The following is a 15,533-nucleotide window of genomic DNA, read 5'->3' as shown; positions in this document are numbered from 1 at the left end:
CACAGGGCCCGGGTTCACAGGTCAAGACAGTGTAGTGAGTGAGTTTTTACTATGAGTGACAGCTACCTTTCGTTCGTCAATTCCCCCTGGGGCCGGCGCCTGGCCCAGGCGGTCGGTCTGCCGCAACCGTTGCCGTTGCAACGCCATCGCAGCGGCCAGCCTGGCCTGGCCAACCCGGTGATCGTCGCGGGGGCAGGGCGCCTGGTGGCGCAGGTGCAGCAGGTGTTCAGCGCGACCGACACGGTCATCGCCACCCCGGCCACGCTCAAGGCACCGTCCACCGTCAAGGTCCAGGGCGCGGTGTTCGACGCCAGCGGCGTGAGCGGCCTGCAACAGCTGGACGAGCTGTATGAGTTTTTCCACGCCAACGCCAAACGCCTCAGCCAACACGCTCGCGTCGTGGTGCTCGGCACTGCGCCCGAACACTGCGCGGATTTACCCCAAGCCATCGCCCAGCGCGCCCTCGAAGGCCTGGTGCGTTCGCTGGCCAAGGAGCTGCGCCGTGCGATCACCGTGCAGTTGCTGTATGTCGCGCCGGGTGCTGAAGCGGCGCTGGACAGCAGCCTGCGCTTCTTCCTGTCGCGGCGTTCGGCCTACGTGTCCGGGCAAGTGGTGCGCCTGGAGAAACCGGTGGACGGCCACCTCACGCCCAATTGGGACAAACCCTTCAGCGGCCGCCGCGCATTGGTCACCGGTGCGTCCCGTGGTATAGGCCTGGCGATTGCCCAGGTGCTGGCCCGCGATGGTGCCCATGTGGTGTGCGTGGACGTGCCCCAGGCCCAGGAATTACTGCAACAAGCGGCGGCCAGTGTCGACGGCTCCGCATTGGCCTTGGACATCACCGCGCCCGACGCCGCCGCGCAGTTGCAGGCCCATGTCAGCCAATACGGCGCCTTCGACGTGGTGGTGCACAACGCCGGGATCACCCGCGACAAGACCATCGCGAAAATGCCCGAAGCCGCCTGGCGCAGCGTCATGGCGGTGAACCTCGAAGCGCCGCTGCAACTGAGCACAGCGCTGCTGGAGAACGGCGGCTTGAACCCCGGTGGGCGCATCGTCTGTGTGTCGTCGATTTCCGGCATCGCGGGCAACCTGGGGCAAAGCAACTACGCCACCTCCAAGGCCGGTGTCATCGGCCTGGTGCAAGGCCTGGCCAGCCGTGCGGCGGCGCAGCAGGTCACCGTAAACGCGGTGGCGCCGGGGTTTATCGAAACCCAGATGACCGCCAAGATCCCGCTGATGATCCGCGAAGCGGGGCGGCGCATGAACTCCATGAGCCAAGGCGGTCAGCCAATCGATGTGGCCGAGACGATTGCCTGGCTGGCGCACCCGGCGTCGGGCGCGGTCAATGGCCAAGTCGTACGCGTGTGCGGGCAAAGCCTGCTGGGAGCTTGAGCCTATGGACTACGTAACGCAGATCATCGACCCAGCGCCAACCCGCACCCAACTGCTGTTGGACGGCGTGCGCGCGCTGCGCAAACCCAAGCTCGACGGAGCGCCGCTGCTGCCCAAGGAGCGTCTGGTGCGCTCGGCGGTGGAAATCTCCGCGGCGGGCGTCGCGGCGTATGGCCGTGCTTGTGGCTTTCGCCGCGAGCAGGGCGTGCCGCTGTCGTATCCCCATGTGCTGGCGTTCCCCTTGCACTTGATGCTGCTGACGCGGCCAAGCTTTCCGTACCCGGCGAGTGGCATGGTGCATCTGGCCAACCGCATTCGCCAGCACCAGCGCCTGCATGAAGGCCAGGCGTTGCGCCTGGAGGTGTATTGCGAGCGTTGGGTCGCGCACCCCAAGGGCCAGGCGCTGAGCATCGCCACCCGCGCCTACAGCGCCGGCACCCTGGTGTGGGAAAGCGACAGCCTGTACCTGCGTCGCGACGTGAAAGATCCGCTGGGCGAGCCGTGGCTAGACACGCTGCCCCTGCAGGAAGAGGGCCTGCTGCGTACCCAGCGCTGGGTCTTGCCTGCCGACCTGGGGCGGCGCTTTGCCAAGGTGTCGGGGGATTTCAACCCGATTCACACCTCGCTGATCGGCGCAAAGATCTTCGGTTTTCGGCGCGCCATTGCCCATGGCATGTGGACCCTCGGCCGCGCCCTGGCAGCCCAGCAACCGCCGGGCGGGTTGGGCCAGGCCGAAGCCCACTGTGATTTCAAGTTGCCGATCTTCCTGCCCGGCCAGGTCGCCCTGTGGAATCGCCCCGTGACCGGCCCGCGCCGTGAGTTTGAGGTACGCAATGTTGCTGGCGACAAACCCCATATGCGCGGGTTGTTCATCTGGAATGAGAGCCTTAAATGAGTGACTACAGTTTCAACCCGGCCCCCACCCGCCGTGTGGCGATCATTGGCGGTAACCGCATTCCCTTTGCCCGCTCCAACACGGTGTACGCCCACGACAGCAACCAGGACCTGTTGGTGGCCGCGCTGCAAGGCCTGGTCGACCGCTACAACCTGCACGGCCAGCGCCTGGGGGAGTTTGCCGCCGGTGCGGTGATCAAGCACTCGCGGGATTTCAACCTGGCGCGTGAGTCGCTGCTGTCCACCACGCTGTCCCCCGACACGCCGGCCTACGACGTGCAGCAGGCCTGCGGCACCGGCCTCGAAGCGGCCTTGCTGGTGGCGAATAAAATCGCCCTCGGCCAGATCGAGGTGGGCATCGCCGGTGGCGCCGACACCACCTCGGATGCGCCCATCGGCATCAATGAATCCCTGCGCCATACCTTGCTTGCGGCCAACCGCGCCAAGGGCCTGGGCGACAAGCTGAAGACCTTGCTCAAGGTGCGCCCGGGGATGTTTTTCCAGCCGCTGTTGCCGCGCAATGGCGAGCCGCGTACCGGCCTGTCCATGGGCGAGCACTGCGAAGAAATGGCCAAGCGCTGGCAGATCAAACGCCTGGCCCAAGATGAACTGACCCTCACCAGCCATCAGCGCCTGGATGCCGCGTATACACGCGGTTTTTTCGACGACCTGATCAGCCCCTATCGTGGCCTCGCGCGGGACAACAACCTGCGCGCCGACGCCAGCCTGGAAAAGCTCGCGGGCCTGTCCCCGGCCTATGACCGTCAGCACGGCAGCCTCACGGCGGGCAACTCCACGCCACTCACCGATGGCGCCTCGGTGGTGCTGCTGGCCAGTGAAGCATGGGCCGCGCAACACGGCTGGCCGGTGCTGGCGTACCTGCGCACCGGCGAGACCGCGGCGGTGAATTTCGTCGATGGCACCGAAGGCCTGCTGATGGCCCCGGCCTATGCCGTGCCGCGCATGCTCAAACGCGAAGGGTTGAGCTTTGCCGACTTCGATTTCTTTGAGATCCATGAAGCTTTTGCAGCGCAGGTGCTGTGCACCCTCAAGGCCTGGGAAGACGCCGACTACTGCCGCGAGAGGCTAGGCTTGGAGGCGCCGCTGGGCAGCATCGACCGCGCCAAAATGAACGTCAACGGCGGCTCGCTGGGTTGCGGCCACCCGTTTGCCGCCACCGGTGGCCGGCAACTGGCGACGCTGGCCAAGACCATCCACGCCAACGGCGGCGGTCGCGGCCTGATCTCGATCTGTGCGGCCGGTGGGCTGGGCATCACTGCCATCGTCGAAAAGTAGCTCTATCAAAAACAACAACAAGGAGACTGCCATGAACGCTGTAAGCCAGGAACAAACCGAACGGATCTGGTTGAACGCTTACCTGCCCGGCGTCCCGGCGGATATCGACGCCGCTATCGAAGACTACCCGTCGTTGCGCGAGGTGTTCCTGGAACACCTGGAGAAGTACCGCGAGCGGGTGGCCTACGTGAGCATCGGCACCGAAATGACCTACGCCGATTGGCAGGTGCAAGGCCACGCGTTTGCCGCCTGGCTGCAGGGCCAGGGCGTGCAACCGGGTGACCGCGTGGCGCTGATGATGCCCAACTGCCTGCAATACCCGATCTGTTTGCTGGGCACCATCCTGGCCGGGGCGGTGGTAGTCAACGTCAACCCGTTGTACACCTCCCATGAGCTGAAACATCTGCTCAAGGACAGCGGCGCGGAAACCGTGGTGATCTTTGAAAACTTCGCCCACACCCTGGAAAAAGTCGTGGCCGGCAGCAGCGTCAAGCGCGTGGTGGTGGCGGCTATTGGCGACTTGCTCGGCACCTTCAAGGGCGCGGCCATGAACTTCATCCTGCGCCGCGTTCAAAAGCAGGTGCCGAGCTTCAACCTGCGCGGTTCGGTGCGGTTCAACCAGGTGCTCAAGCAGGGCCGGGCGCTCAACCATTTTCCGGTGGGCATGCACCTCGATGACCTGGCGTTCCTGCAATACACCGGCGGCACCACGGGGGACGCCAAGGGCGTGATGCTCAGCCACCGCAATATCATCGCCAACCTGCTGCAAGCCAAGGCCTGGGTCGGCGACCAGTTGGACCAGCACAAGCAGGAAACCAACGTCACCCTGCTGCCGCTGTACCACATCTTCTCGCTGACGGTGAATTGCCTGATGTTTATGTGCCTGGGCGGGCGCAACATCCTCATTGCCAACCCGCGGGATGTGAAGCGGGTGCAGATGATCCTGCGCAAGGAGCGTTTCAACGGCATCGCTGGGGTCAACACGCTGTTTAACGGCTTGCTGGAGAACAAGGAATTCTGCGCGCGGGACTTTTCCGATCTGCGCATGGTAATCGCCGGCGGCATGGCCACCCACACGGCGGTGGCCAAGCGCTGGAAGGAAGTCACCGGGTTGCCGATCATCGAAGGCTACGGCCTGACCGAGTGTTCGCCGGTGGTGAGCATCAGCCCCATCGACATTGCGCGCATGCGCGAGATGGAATTCACCGGCAGCATTGGCGTGCCGTTGCCGTCGACCTGGGTGCGTTTTGTCCGCGAAGACGGCGAGTTGGCTGAGATCGGCGAGCAGGGCGAGTTGCAAGTGCGCGGCCCGCAGGTGATGCAGGGCTACTGGATGCGACCCAAGGAAACCGCCGAGGTGCTGGATGCCGAGGGCTGGTTGTCCACTGGCGATATCGGCGTGATGGACGCGCGCGGTTACATCCGCCTGGTGGACCGCAAGAAGGACATGATCCTGGTGTCGGGCTTCAACGTGTACCCCAATGAAATCGAAGACGTGGTGGCGTTGCACCCAGGCGTGGGCGAAGTGGCGGCGGTTGGCGTGGAGGATGGCGTGACCGGCGAGAAGGTCAAGATCATCGTGGTGCGCAAGGACCCGAACCTGACCCAGGAACAGATTCTGGCGCACTGCCGGGAGTACCTGACGGGGTACAAAATGCCCAAGTATGTGGAGTTTCGGACCACAGAGTTGCCCAAGACCACTGTCGGAAAAGTACTGCGCCGCGCCTTGCGCTGACTTGAATCTGTAGGTGATCCAAATGTGGGAGGGGGCTTGCCCCCGATGGCAGTCCATCAGCTAAAAATATACTGGCTGACACTCCGCTATCGGGGGCAAGCCCCCTCCCACAGGGGATTTGCAGTGTGTTTCAGACCGAGTCCACTTTTACCCAGCGCTCCTCAGCCGGCGCCACCCGAATCTATTTGGAGTTTCGGACCACAGAGTTGCACAAGACCACCGTCGGCAAAGTACTGCGCCGAGCCTTGCGCTGACTTGAATCTATAGGTGATCCAAGTGTGGGAGGGGGCTTGCCCCCGATGGCGGTCCATCAGCTAAAAATATACTGGCTGACACTCCGCTATCGGGGGCAAGCCCCCTCCCACAGGGGATTTGTAGTGTGTTTCAGACCGAGTCCACTTTGACCCAGCGCTCCTCAGCCGGCGCCACGCGAATCTATTTGGAGTTTCGGACCACAGAGTTGCACAAGACCACCGTCGGCAAAGTACTGCGCCGCGCCTTGCGCTGACTTGAATCTATAGGTGATCCAAGTGTGGGAGGGGGCTTGCCCCCGATGGCGGTCCATCAGCTAAAAATATACTGGCTGACACTCCGCTATCGGGGGCAAGCCCCCTCCCACAGGGGATTTGCAGTGTGTTTCAGACCGAGTCCACTTTCACCCAGCGCTCCTCAGCCGCCGCCACCCGAATCGCCGTCGCCAGCCGCTCCACCGCCCACGCTGCCTCAAAGTCAGTGCCGTCCGCACCTTGGCCAGCCACGGCCATGATCAATTCCTGCACTTCCAGCGTCTTCAGTTCGTTGTACCCCAACTGGTGCCCCGCCGCCGGGCTGAAGGCGGCGTAGCCGGGCAGGGCAGGGCCGGCCAGCAGGCGCTGGAAACCGTCCTGGCCGACCCGGCACAGGCGCAGTTCGTTGAGGCGCTCTTGGTCGAACGCCAGCGTGCCTTGAGTGCCGCTGATCTCGAAACTCAGGTGGTTCTTGTAGCCATGCTTGAGCCAACTGCTGCTCACCGTGCCGCGCGCGCCGTTGGCGAAACGCAGGAGAGCGTGCACCTGATCATCCACCGCGATGTTTTTCAGCTCGCTGCTTCCCTTTGACGCCGGGCGTTGGGCATGCACGGTCTGGGTATCGGCACACACACTGACGACGTCGCCGACCAGGTAACGCGCCATCGACAACAAGTGGCTGCCCAAATCCGCCAAGGCGCCACCGGCATGCGCCACTTCACAGCGCCACGACCACGGCGACGCCGGGTCGGCCATGAAGTCTTCGCTGAACTCGCCCTGGAAGCTGATGATCTCGCCGAGGTCGCCGTTGGCGATCATCTGCCGCGCCAGGCTGATCATCGGGTTGTGCTGGTAGTTGTAGCCGACTCGCGTGACCACCCCGGCGGTGCTCGCGGCGCGGCGCATCGCGTCGGCCTGCTCCAGGCTCACGGCCAGGGGTTTTTCACAGTACACCGCCTTGCCGGCGGCAAGCGCGGCCATGGCCATGGGGTAATGCAGATGGTTCGGCGTGGTGATCGCGACCACATCCACCGCCGGGTCATCGATCAGTGCCTGCCAGTCGCCGTGGGCCTGGGCAAAGCCCCAGGCCGTGGCACAACGTCGGGCGCGTTCGGTGTCGGCATCGGCCAGGGCGGCCAGCTTGAGGGTTACCGGCAGTTCGAACACCGCCCGAGCATTGTTGAACGCCAAGGCATGGGCGCGGCCCATGAAACCTGTGCCGATCAAACCGATTCCGAGTTCACGCATAGCCTTGGTCCTTTGCATTATTGTTTTCAGGATGAGTATTAATGGAATAAAAATTCCCATATTTCAATAGGTGGAATAAAAATTCATTAATCAGTCCTGGTAATGCCGCTATATTCAGGCCATGGCCAAACGCCGTCAGTTAACAAAAGATAACGTAGCGCCGATTGTCAGACGATTCGAAAGCCCGATAGGATGGCCCTGCTTCCTTCAGGCGCTCTAGATTGCAGGTTTCAAGGCCCTGGAAGGCGACACGACCTAACAAAAAATAATAATTGGGAGAAGGTCTATGAGTGAGCCTGTCATGGGTAGGGTTGTTTGCCGCCCACGCGCCGCACGCAAGGTTGCGTTGCTGGCCGCAGCGCTCTCGCTGTTTGGATTCGGCGTAACTGCCGCCCAGGCCGCCAGCGATACCACTGTTGCTGCAGTGTTTGCGATTGAATCCCCCAAGGCCGCCAAAGGCCTGATGATCGACGTGGTCCACGCCGGCAAGCGCCTGGTGGCGGTCGGTGATCGCGGGCACATCCTCTATTCCGATGACCAGGGCAGCACCTGGACCCAAGCCAAAGTGCCCACCCGGCAACTGCTCACCGCGGTTTTTTTCGTTGATGACAAACACGGTTGGGCGGTCGGCCATGATGCGCAGATCCTTGCCAGCACCGACGGCGGCGCCACCTGGACCCAGCAATACCAGGACCTCAAGCGTGAAGCGCCGTTGCTCGACGTGTGGTTCAACGACGCCAGCCACGGCCTGGCCGTGGGCGCCTACGGTGCGCTGATCGAAACCACCGACGGCGGCAAAACCTGGGAAGACGTCAGCGACCGCCTCGACAACGAAGACCAGTTCCACCTCAACGCCATTGCCCATATCAAGGACGCAGGCCTGTTTATCGTCGGCGAGCAGGGCAGCATGTTCCGCTCCAGCGACGACGGCCAGACCTGGGAGAAACTCGAAGGCCCCTACGAGGGCTCGCTGTTTGGCGTGATCAGCACCGCCCAGCCGCAAACCCTGTTGGCCTATGGCCTGCGCGGCAACCTGTACCGTTCCACGGACTTTGGCAGCACCTGGGAGCAGGTCGAATTGAACGCGGCGCGTGGGGCGCTGGAGTTTGGTTTGTCGGGCGCGACCTTGCTGGAGGACGGTTCCATCGTCGTGGTCGGCAACGGCGGCAGCGTGGTGGTCAGCCACGACGACGGGCAGACCTTCAGCGTGTTCAACCGCCCGGATCGCATTTCGCTGTCGGCGGTGACGGCGGCCGGCAATGGCAACCTGATTCTGGCCGGGCAGGGTGGCGTGCGCGTCGCCAAGCCCACCGGTGCAGAACTCGAAAAACAATAAGAAGGCGGGGAAAGAATGAGCAGTCATCACAACGATAAAGCGACCTTTCTTGAGCGCCTGATCTTCAACAACCGCCCGGCAGTGATCGTGATCTGCCTGCTGGTGAGTATTTTCCTGTTCTGGCAGGCGACGTTGATTCGCCCGTCCACCAGCTTTGAAAAGATGATCCCCCTCAAGCATCCCTTCATCGAAAAGATGATGGAGCACCGCAACGACCTGGCCAACCTCGGCAACACCGTGCGCATCTCGGTGGAGGCCAAGGACGGTGACATCTTCACCAAGGAGTACATGGAGACCCTGCGGCAGATCAACGACGAGGTGTTCTACATCTCCGGCGTCGACCGCTCGGGCCTCAAGTCGCTATGGAGCCCCAGCGTACGCTGGACCGAAGTGACCGAAGAAGGCTTTGCCGGCGGCGAAGTGATCCCGCAGAGCTACAACGGCTCGCCGCAGAGCCTCGACCAGCTGCGCAACAACGTGCTCAAGTCCGGCCAGGTCGGGCGCCTGGTGGCCAACGACTTCAAGTCGAGCATCGTCGATATCCCGCTGCTGGAGTCCTACCCGGACCCGCAGGACCAGGGCAAGTTGCTGGCCCTGGACTACCGCAAGTTCTCCCATGAACTGGAAGACAAGATCCGCGACAAGTTCGAAGCGCAGAACCCCAACGTCAAGATCCATATCGTCGGGTTTGCCAAGAAGGTCGGCGACCTGATCGACGGCCTGGTGATGGTGGTGCTGTTCTTTGGGGTCGCGTTCGTCATCACCTTGATCCTGCTGCTGTGGTTCACCAACTGCGTGCGCAGCACCATCGCGGTGTTGAGCACCACGCTGGTGGCGGTGGTCTGGCAGCTCGGGCTGATGCACTTTTTCGGCTTTGGCCTCGATCCGTATTCGATGCTGGTGCCGTTCCTGATCTTCGCCATCGGTATTTCCCATGGCGTGCAGAAAATCAACGGGATCGCCCTGCAGTCGAGTGACGCGGACAACGCGCTGACCGCCGCACGTCGCACCTTCCGGCAACTGTTCCTGCCGGGGATGATCGCGATCCTGGCGGACGCGGTGGGTTTCATCACGCTGCTGATCATCGACATCGGCGTGATCCGTGAATTGGCCATCGGCGCTTCCATTGGTGTGGCGGTGATCGTGTTCACCAACCTGATCCTGCTGCCGGTGGCGATTTCCTACGCCGGCATCAGCCAGCGCGCCATCGCCCGGAGCAAGAAAGACGCGCACCGCGATCACCCGTTCTGGCGCCTGCTGTCTAAATTCGCCAGCCCCAAAGTCGCCCCGATCTCGATCCTGCTGGCCCTGGTCGCCTTTGGTGGCGGCCTCTGGTACAGCCAGAACCTCAAGATCGGCGACTTGGACCAGGGCGCGCCGGAACTGCGCCCGGACTCGCGCTATAACAAAGACAACAACTTCATCATCAGCAACTACTCCACCAGCTCCGACGTGCTGGTGGTGATGGTCAAGACCAAGGCCGAAGGCTGCTCGCGTTATGAAGCCATGGCGCCCATCGACCAGTTGATGTGGAAGATGCAGAACACCGAGGGCGTGCAGTCGGCGATCTCGCTGGTGACCGTGTCCAAGCAGATGATCAAGGGCATGAACGAGGGCAACCTCAAATGGGAAACCCTGTCGCGCAACCCGGACGTGCTGAACAACTCCATCGCGCGTGCCGATGGCCTGTACAACAACAATTGCTCGCTGGCGCCGGTGCTGGTGTTCCTCAACGACCACAAGGCCGAAACCCTCGACCGTGCGGTGCATGCGGTGCAGGACTTTGCCAAGGAAAACAACAAGGACGGCCTGGAATTCATTCTCGCCGCCGGTAACGCCGGGATCGAAGCGGCCACCAACGAAGTGATCAAGGAATCGGAACTGACCATCCTGATCCTGGTGTACCTGTGCGTGGCCACCATGTGCATGATCACCTTCCGTTCCTGGGCGGCAACCCTGTGCATCGTGCTGCCGCTGGTGCTGACCTCGGTGCTCGGCAACGCGTTGATGGCGTTCATGGGCATCGGCGTCAAGGTCGCGACCTTGCCGGTGGTAGCACTGGGCGTGGGGATCGGCGTGGACTACGGCATCTACATCTACAGCCGCCTGGAAAGCTTCCTGCGCGCCGGGTTGCCACTGCAAGAGGCGTACTACCAGACGCTCAAGTCCACCGGTAAAGCCGTGTTGTTCACCGGCCTGTGCCTGGCGATCGGCGTGTGCACCTGGATCTTCTCAGCCATCAAGTTCCAGGCGGATATGGGCCTGATGCTGACCTTCATGCTGCTGTGGAACATGTTCGGCGCGCTGTGGCTGTTGCCGGCGCTGGCACGTTTCCTGATCAAGCCCGAGAAGCTGGCAGGGCAGAAGGGTAACTCGCTGTTCGCCCACTGATGCACAGGGCGGCGGGGCGTCCCTGCCGCCCTGCCGCCCTGTGGCCTTCAACTCATTGCACCAACGGCAGGAAGCGCCGCTCGGCCAGGTTCCTGCCGATCAACCCGCGATGCACATTGACGATGCTCTGCGAGTCATGGGCATTGCTCAACAACGACTGGTAGCTGTGTTTGCGTTGTGCGCGGGTTTTCAGGTGGGCTGCGGTGTACGCCAGCTTGGGCGTCGTGGCACTGGGGTAATGAAAGTGCGCATACCATAACGGGAAGCCTTTCTTGTCATTGATGGCGTACTCCTGGATGAAATCCCGCTGCTCGCCGCGCATCGGCAGGCGCTGGCCGAGGCTGGCGATCTGTACCTGGTCTTGCAGCAGCAGGTATTCCAGGTTTGCGTGAGTGGGCGGCAGTTGCAGGCTGGCGCTGATACGCAGCTCCTTGCCGTGGGTGTTCAGGCGCAGGGCTGCGTCCCGCATGTTTTCCAGCAGTGTGCGTTCTGCGTCGGTGCGCTCGCCGGCAGCCCGTTCCAGTTCGCCCGCGACGCTGGCCAGGCGATTGGCCTGGTACTGCAGCACTTCTTCAAGCTCCTGAGGGTGGCGGGTAACCTTCAGGTAGCTGTTTGCCCGATTCAGATGCTCTTGCAGGCCAGCGAGCAACCGATTGGCCTGCGCCTTGATATCCTGCACGTTGCGGCTCTGGCGTGGCGAGGCGGGTGCAGGCTCTATGCGGATTTCATCCCACACGTCGTCATGCCGGGAGTAGCTGGACAGCAGTTGGTCGGTGTCCTCGCTGCGCACTTCGACCACATCGATCGGCAATGTGGTGCTGGCGGGCTTGAGCTCGCCGATGATCATGCCCTTGCGGGTCTTGATGACTTTTTTGGCCGGCTTGCCACTGACCACCATCGGCCGCTTGGGCTGGCGCCTGCGCGGTTGCGGGTCTGGCTTGACCTCGGCAGCCAGTTGCCGTGCTGCGTCCTGGTACAAGCTTTCGACCAGCACGAGCAAACGGTTGAAGTCGGTGGGCAACAGCTCGTCGGCATTGACGATGCCGATGCCCTTCAACCCATCGAGTGCCTCGCCGTAGTGCTCCACCAGGCTGCTCAATACTTCGAGTTGTTCGGCGGGCGGCAGGGCCAGGTCGTTCAGTTCGCTGTGGGTGCGTACATGCAATTGCAGTGTGTCGAAGATGTTATCGAGCGCCAGGGCCGGGCCCTGCTCGAACTGCTTGAGGCAGAGAAATTTCAGGCTGCGCACCTGCAGGTTTTTTACCCCTAGGGCGCTGTACTCCGTTGCGGGGCGGTTGGCCGTCAGTCGCGTGTAGGTTTGGGTGCCGGCCTCGCCCAAGTCGAACAGTGCCTGCAGGTAGCGGTCCTTAAACTCAAGCCAGTGGATCTGCCGCGCGTTGATCTCGGTCAGTGCGTGGATAAAACCCAGATACTCGCGCTGATTGGCGCTGACCGCGAGGTTCAGGCTTGGGCCTTGTCTGGTGAAGGCGGTGTTGGCACTGTAGAGTTCGGTGCGGTCATCTCCAGCAAACACTACGCTTTTGCGCGCATTATTGATGGCGCTCTCCATCAGCCGGGCTACCGCCGCTGGCGGCAGCGGAATCAGCAGTTGTTCGCGCTCCTGCCGGGTGGTGAGGATTTTTTCGTATTCGCCCGTTTGCTGTTGCAGCGCCACATCGAAGCGTTGTCGACGACGGATGCGCTCCTGGGCGCTTTCGCGCGGGTCGTTCTGGGCCTGGAGCCACAGGTTTTCCGCCAGGTCGACACGCCGCTGTTCTGTGACCTGTTGCTGCAGGTAAAGCTCGAATTGGCCCTGTAGCGCCTGCTTTCTCGCCGCTTTGCGCTGGCGTTCGGCAACCAGTTGCTTGTTCGGCATGCCCCCACGCAGGCGCAGCCTGAGGTCCATCACCCAGCGGCCATCATCGAGCCGCAGGTAGGGGCCCTGGGTGCGGATATCGGTCGGGTCGACAATCACCCTGGCGTCTGCGTCGTGGCCGACCTGGAACAGGTCACCTTCGATCAAGGCGTAGGTGCTTCGGTCTATCAAGTACAAGCCCTTATCGGGGCCGCTGGCAATCGGCTCCGGCAGGCTGGCCGGCGGCGGCACCTTGAAGCGCACCAGACGTGCGCGTTGAGCCGAGGTCAACTGATTGCGCGAATTGGCGAAACTGAAATCCAGCGGCGCCTGGTTCGCGCCCGGCCATTGGCCATACACCGCGACGGTGTTGTCGGAAAGAGTGGGTGCCACGCGGATCGGCCAGCTTTCGCGGCGCGGCACCGCCGGTTTCAAGAACTGCTCCAGGCGCTCGCCGGCGATTGCCGGTTGGGTGATGGCAGGGGTTGGCGCCAAATGCAGCAAGAGCATGCCCAGGTTGAGCAGGGTATCCACGGCGGCCAGTTCACGGGTCACCGGGTCAGGGTTGGCCAGCGCCGGAATGTCCTGGCTGGCACTCGCCATCAGCGCCAGCAGCCAACCGGTGAGCATCGCCGGGCCGCGCAGCCAGGGCAGCAACAGGCTGCTGAACAGCAGGCCGCCACCTTCCAGCAGCACCGCCCAGCGGCTTTCGTTGTTGGAGACCGAATCGCGCTCGGCCTGGTCCACCAGCGCCCGTGCGGTGCTCCCGAACAGATACTGCATGAGGCGCCCGTTCAACAGGCATTGGTGCAATTCGTCACTGGCACCGTCCGTGGCCAGGCTGGCGGGTGGCGGGGGTTGCAGCGGGGCGAATTCGTCGCCCTGGCCGAAACGTACGTAATGCGGTTGCAGGAAACCGCCATTGTCGTACACCGCGCGGGCGCCGTTGGAGAGCCAGGTCAGCACGCTGGTTTGCAGCTCGCCAGGCGTGGCAATGGCCTCGAGCAAGGCTTGGCGCGTCGCGAATTCCAGCAGTGCGTCGGCATACAGGGGGCGGTAGAGCAAGTGCGGCCCGACCTGAGTGTCCTGTGCTTCGATGATGAACATGGTGTTGACCGCATCGGCACCCGCCTCGGGCTTGCGCAGCAGTGCCAATGCGCGGATCACCACGGGCTGGCCGTCAACCTCACGTTGACTGGCGTTGGGCTGCATCAGGGCCGCGACCAAGTGCACGCCTTTTCGACTCAAGGCATGCGGTGGTTTGAGTGCGAGTTCCAGAGCCTGCAGCGGCAGCTGCACGCTGAGCTGGTCGGCAAACCAGGTTTCGCGTTGGCGGGCTTCGGCGCTGTCCTCCAGCAGCAGGGTCCTGAGCAATGCCGGGTAGGCCTTGCCGATATCGACTTGCTGCACGAGCGCGCTGAGGTAGTCGGCGGTCAGCCAGGCCGGCAGCGGCTTGGCATGCCGGTGGCGCAGGGTGGCCTGGCCACGCGGTTTGCCGACCAGGTTCTTCAGCGCCAGTTCGGTCAGCGTCAGGCTGCGGTGCTCAATGATGCCCGCACCGCCCGGATAGCCGGCGGCGACAGCAAAGTCCAGTTCCAGGTCATCGGGTTTGAAACAATCCGCCTGGGATTGGTCGGCCGCGATCTGGCCCAACGTGACCTCGTCACGCTTCATCTGTTGCCACAGTGTATCGGCGGCATAGGTGCGGATATCGCTGATGCCGCTGAGAAAGGTGCGGCCGGTACTGCGCTTTTTGGCACTGGCGAGTGCCAGGCAATACTCGCGGTAGCGCATCTGGTCGGCGCCGGACGCGTGGCTCAGCCAGTCGGGAATGCGCGGCGAGAGTGCGGCCAGGGCGGCGGGCGACACCTGCAGCGAATCGATGAAAAACAGCCCGGGATCGGTCAACTGCCGGTAAACCTGATGCAGCATCGCCAGCGGTTGCCCGGCCGGCAATCGCAGGGCGGCGAGGTTTTCCAGTTGCTGGTTGAGGATCAGCATGGCCTGGGCGTCGAACACGTTGCCGTCGGGCTCGTAGCGTTGGCAGGCAATGGCCTCGACGTTGTAGTGCGTCGCGAGCCGGCGGGCCCAGGTCTCGGTGAAAGTCTCCACTGAGCGCAGGCACTCGATACTGCCATCGGGCTTGCACAGCAGGCCGAGGGTGCGGCCTGCGACGACTCGTACCAGCATCAGCTCCGGGCTCAGCAGGCGCGTGCTCAATGACTGATGGGTGAGGGTGGCTTGCAGGCAATAGGCATACACCGCGTGCTCGCCAAAGCGTTCGATACGGCTGTCGCGGTCGGGGTACTGGATCAGTTGGTCGAGGCTCTCGCGTTCCAGCAGGTCGAGCCCGGAATGGCGCAACGCGCTGACACGCAGGGTTTCGCGCAGCAAGTCTGCGAGCCAGCGCCAACGGCTGGCGCCGGTGTCGCCGGTTTGCTGCCAGTGGTCAATCAGGCTGTTTTGCAGGCCCAGGGGTAGGGCCCAGGGCAGTTCGCGGATCAGCTCGGCGATGACGCTGAGCTGCAGCTCCTGCGCGGCGCCCTCGGGCATCCTCAGCCGAGTGGGCGGGTGGTCAGAGAGGAAGCATGGCAGGCCGGCGACGTCATCGAAGTTTGGCGCTACGCCGCTGGCGAGGTAGTCCAGCACGTGATCCATCAGCAGGCGCAGGCTCCAATTGCCATCAGCCTGGGGGCTCGCCAGGCGGGTGTGCAGCAGGTTGATGGCGAGCGTCGGGAAACGTTGCCGGATGGCCTCGGCGAGCATTTGCCGGGCGACAGTCTCAAGACTGGGCCGGCTTAGAAACTGCAGGCTGACGGCGTGGGCCGGGCTGATGGGTGAAAAAACGGTGGGCATGAAAAATCCTTTTTGCGGCCT

8 protein-coding genes are annotated in these 15,533 nt (G+C 63.0%); 6 read left to right on the top strand and 2 right to left on the bottom strand.

Features of this window, described 5'->3' with window-relative positions:
• Positions 1 to 51: 51 nt before the first annotated feature.
• Genes CXQ82_RS17615 through CXQ82_RS17600 form a run of 4 tightly spaced genes read left to right on the top strand, consistent with a single transcriptional unit; the run spans position 52 to position 5,320 of the window.
• On the top strand, positions 52 to 1,395 hold the full coding sequence (locus tag CXQ82_RS17615; protein ID WP_101271244.1) for a 3-oxoacyl-ACP reductase: 1,344 nt from the start codon (positions 52 to 54) through the stop codon (positions 1,393 to 1,395).
• Positions 1,396 to 1,399: 4 nt separating this feature from the next.
• Positions 1,400 to 2,290 (top strand): MaoC/PaaZ C-terminal domain-containing protein, encoded by an 891-nt coding sequence (locus CXQ82_RS17610; protein ID WP_101271242.1) that lies wholly within the window; start codon positions 1,400 to 1,402, stop codon positions 2,288 to 2,290.
• A complete protein-coding gene (locus tag CXQ82_RS17605; protein WP_101271240.1) occupies positions 2,287 to 3,585 on the top strand; it encodes an acetyl-CoA C-acetyltransferase in 1,299 nt (432 codons plus the stop codon). The genes CXQ82_RS17610 and CXQ82_RS17605 overlap by 4 nt, the downstream gene beginning before the upstream one ends.
• Before the next feature lie 31 nt (positions 3,586 to 3,616).
• Positions 3,617 to 5,320, top strand: coding sequence for an AMP-binding protein (locus CXQ82_RS17600; RefSeq protein WP_101271238.1), 1,704 nt, complete (start codon positions 3,617 to 3,619; stop codon positions 5,318 to 5,320).
• Positions 5,321 to 5,958: 638 nt separating this feature from the next.
• Here the strand turns inward: CXQ82_RS17600 and CXQ82_RS17595 are convergent.
• Complete coding sequence (locus CXQ82_RS17595) at positions 5,959 to 7,074, bottom strand: Gfo/Idh/MocA family protein (RefSeq protein WP_101271236.1); 1,116 nt, start codon at positions 7,072 to 7,074, stop codon at positions 5,959 to 5,961.
• A 301-nt stretch (positions 7,075 to 7,375) separates the two neighbouring features.
• Between CXQ82_RS17595 and CXQ82_RS17590 the strand changes: the two genes are divergently transcribed.
• Together CXQ82_RS17590 and CXQ82_RS17585 are read left to right on the top strand one after the other, a co-directional pair.
• Entirely contained in the window at positions 7,376 to 8,410 is a 1,035-nt protein-coding gene (locus tag CXQ82_RS17590; protein WP_101271234.1) for a YCF48-related protein, read from the top strand.
• A 15-nt stretch (positions 8,411 to 8,425) separates the two neighbouring features.
• Positions 8,426 to 10,801, top strand: coding sequence for an RND family transporter (locus CXQ82_RS17585; protein ID WP_101271232.1), 2,376 nt, complete (start codon positions 8,426 to 8,428; stop codon positions 10,799 to 10,801).
• Between the two features lie 52 nt (positions 10,802 to 10,853).
• Here CXQ82_RS17585 and CXQ82_RS17580 read toward each other — a convergent pair whose 3' ends face one another.
• Entirely contained in the window at positions 10,854 to 15,512 is a 4,659-nt protein-coding gene (locus CXQ82_RS17580; protein WP_157832175.1) for a dermonecrotic toxin domain-containing protein, read from the bottom strand.
• Between the last annotated feature and the right edge of the window lie 21 nt (positions 15,513 to 15,533).

This window comes from Pseudomonas sp. S09G 359 (assembly GCF_002843605.1).
Lineage (GTDB): Bacteria > Pseudomonadota > Gammaproteobacteria > Pseudomonadales > Pseudomonadaceae > Aquipseudomonas.
This window is presented reverse-complemented; position numbering and strand designations above follow the sequence as displayed.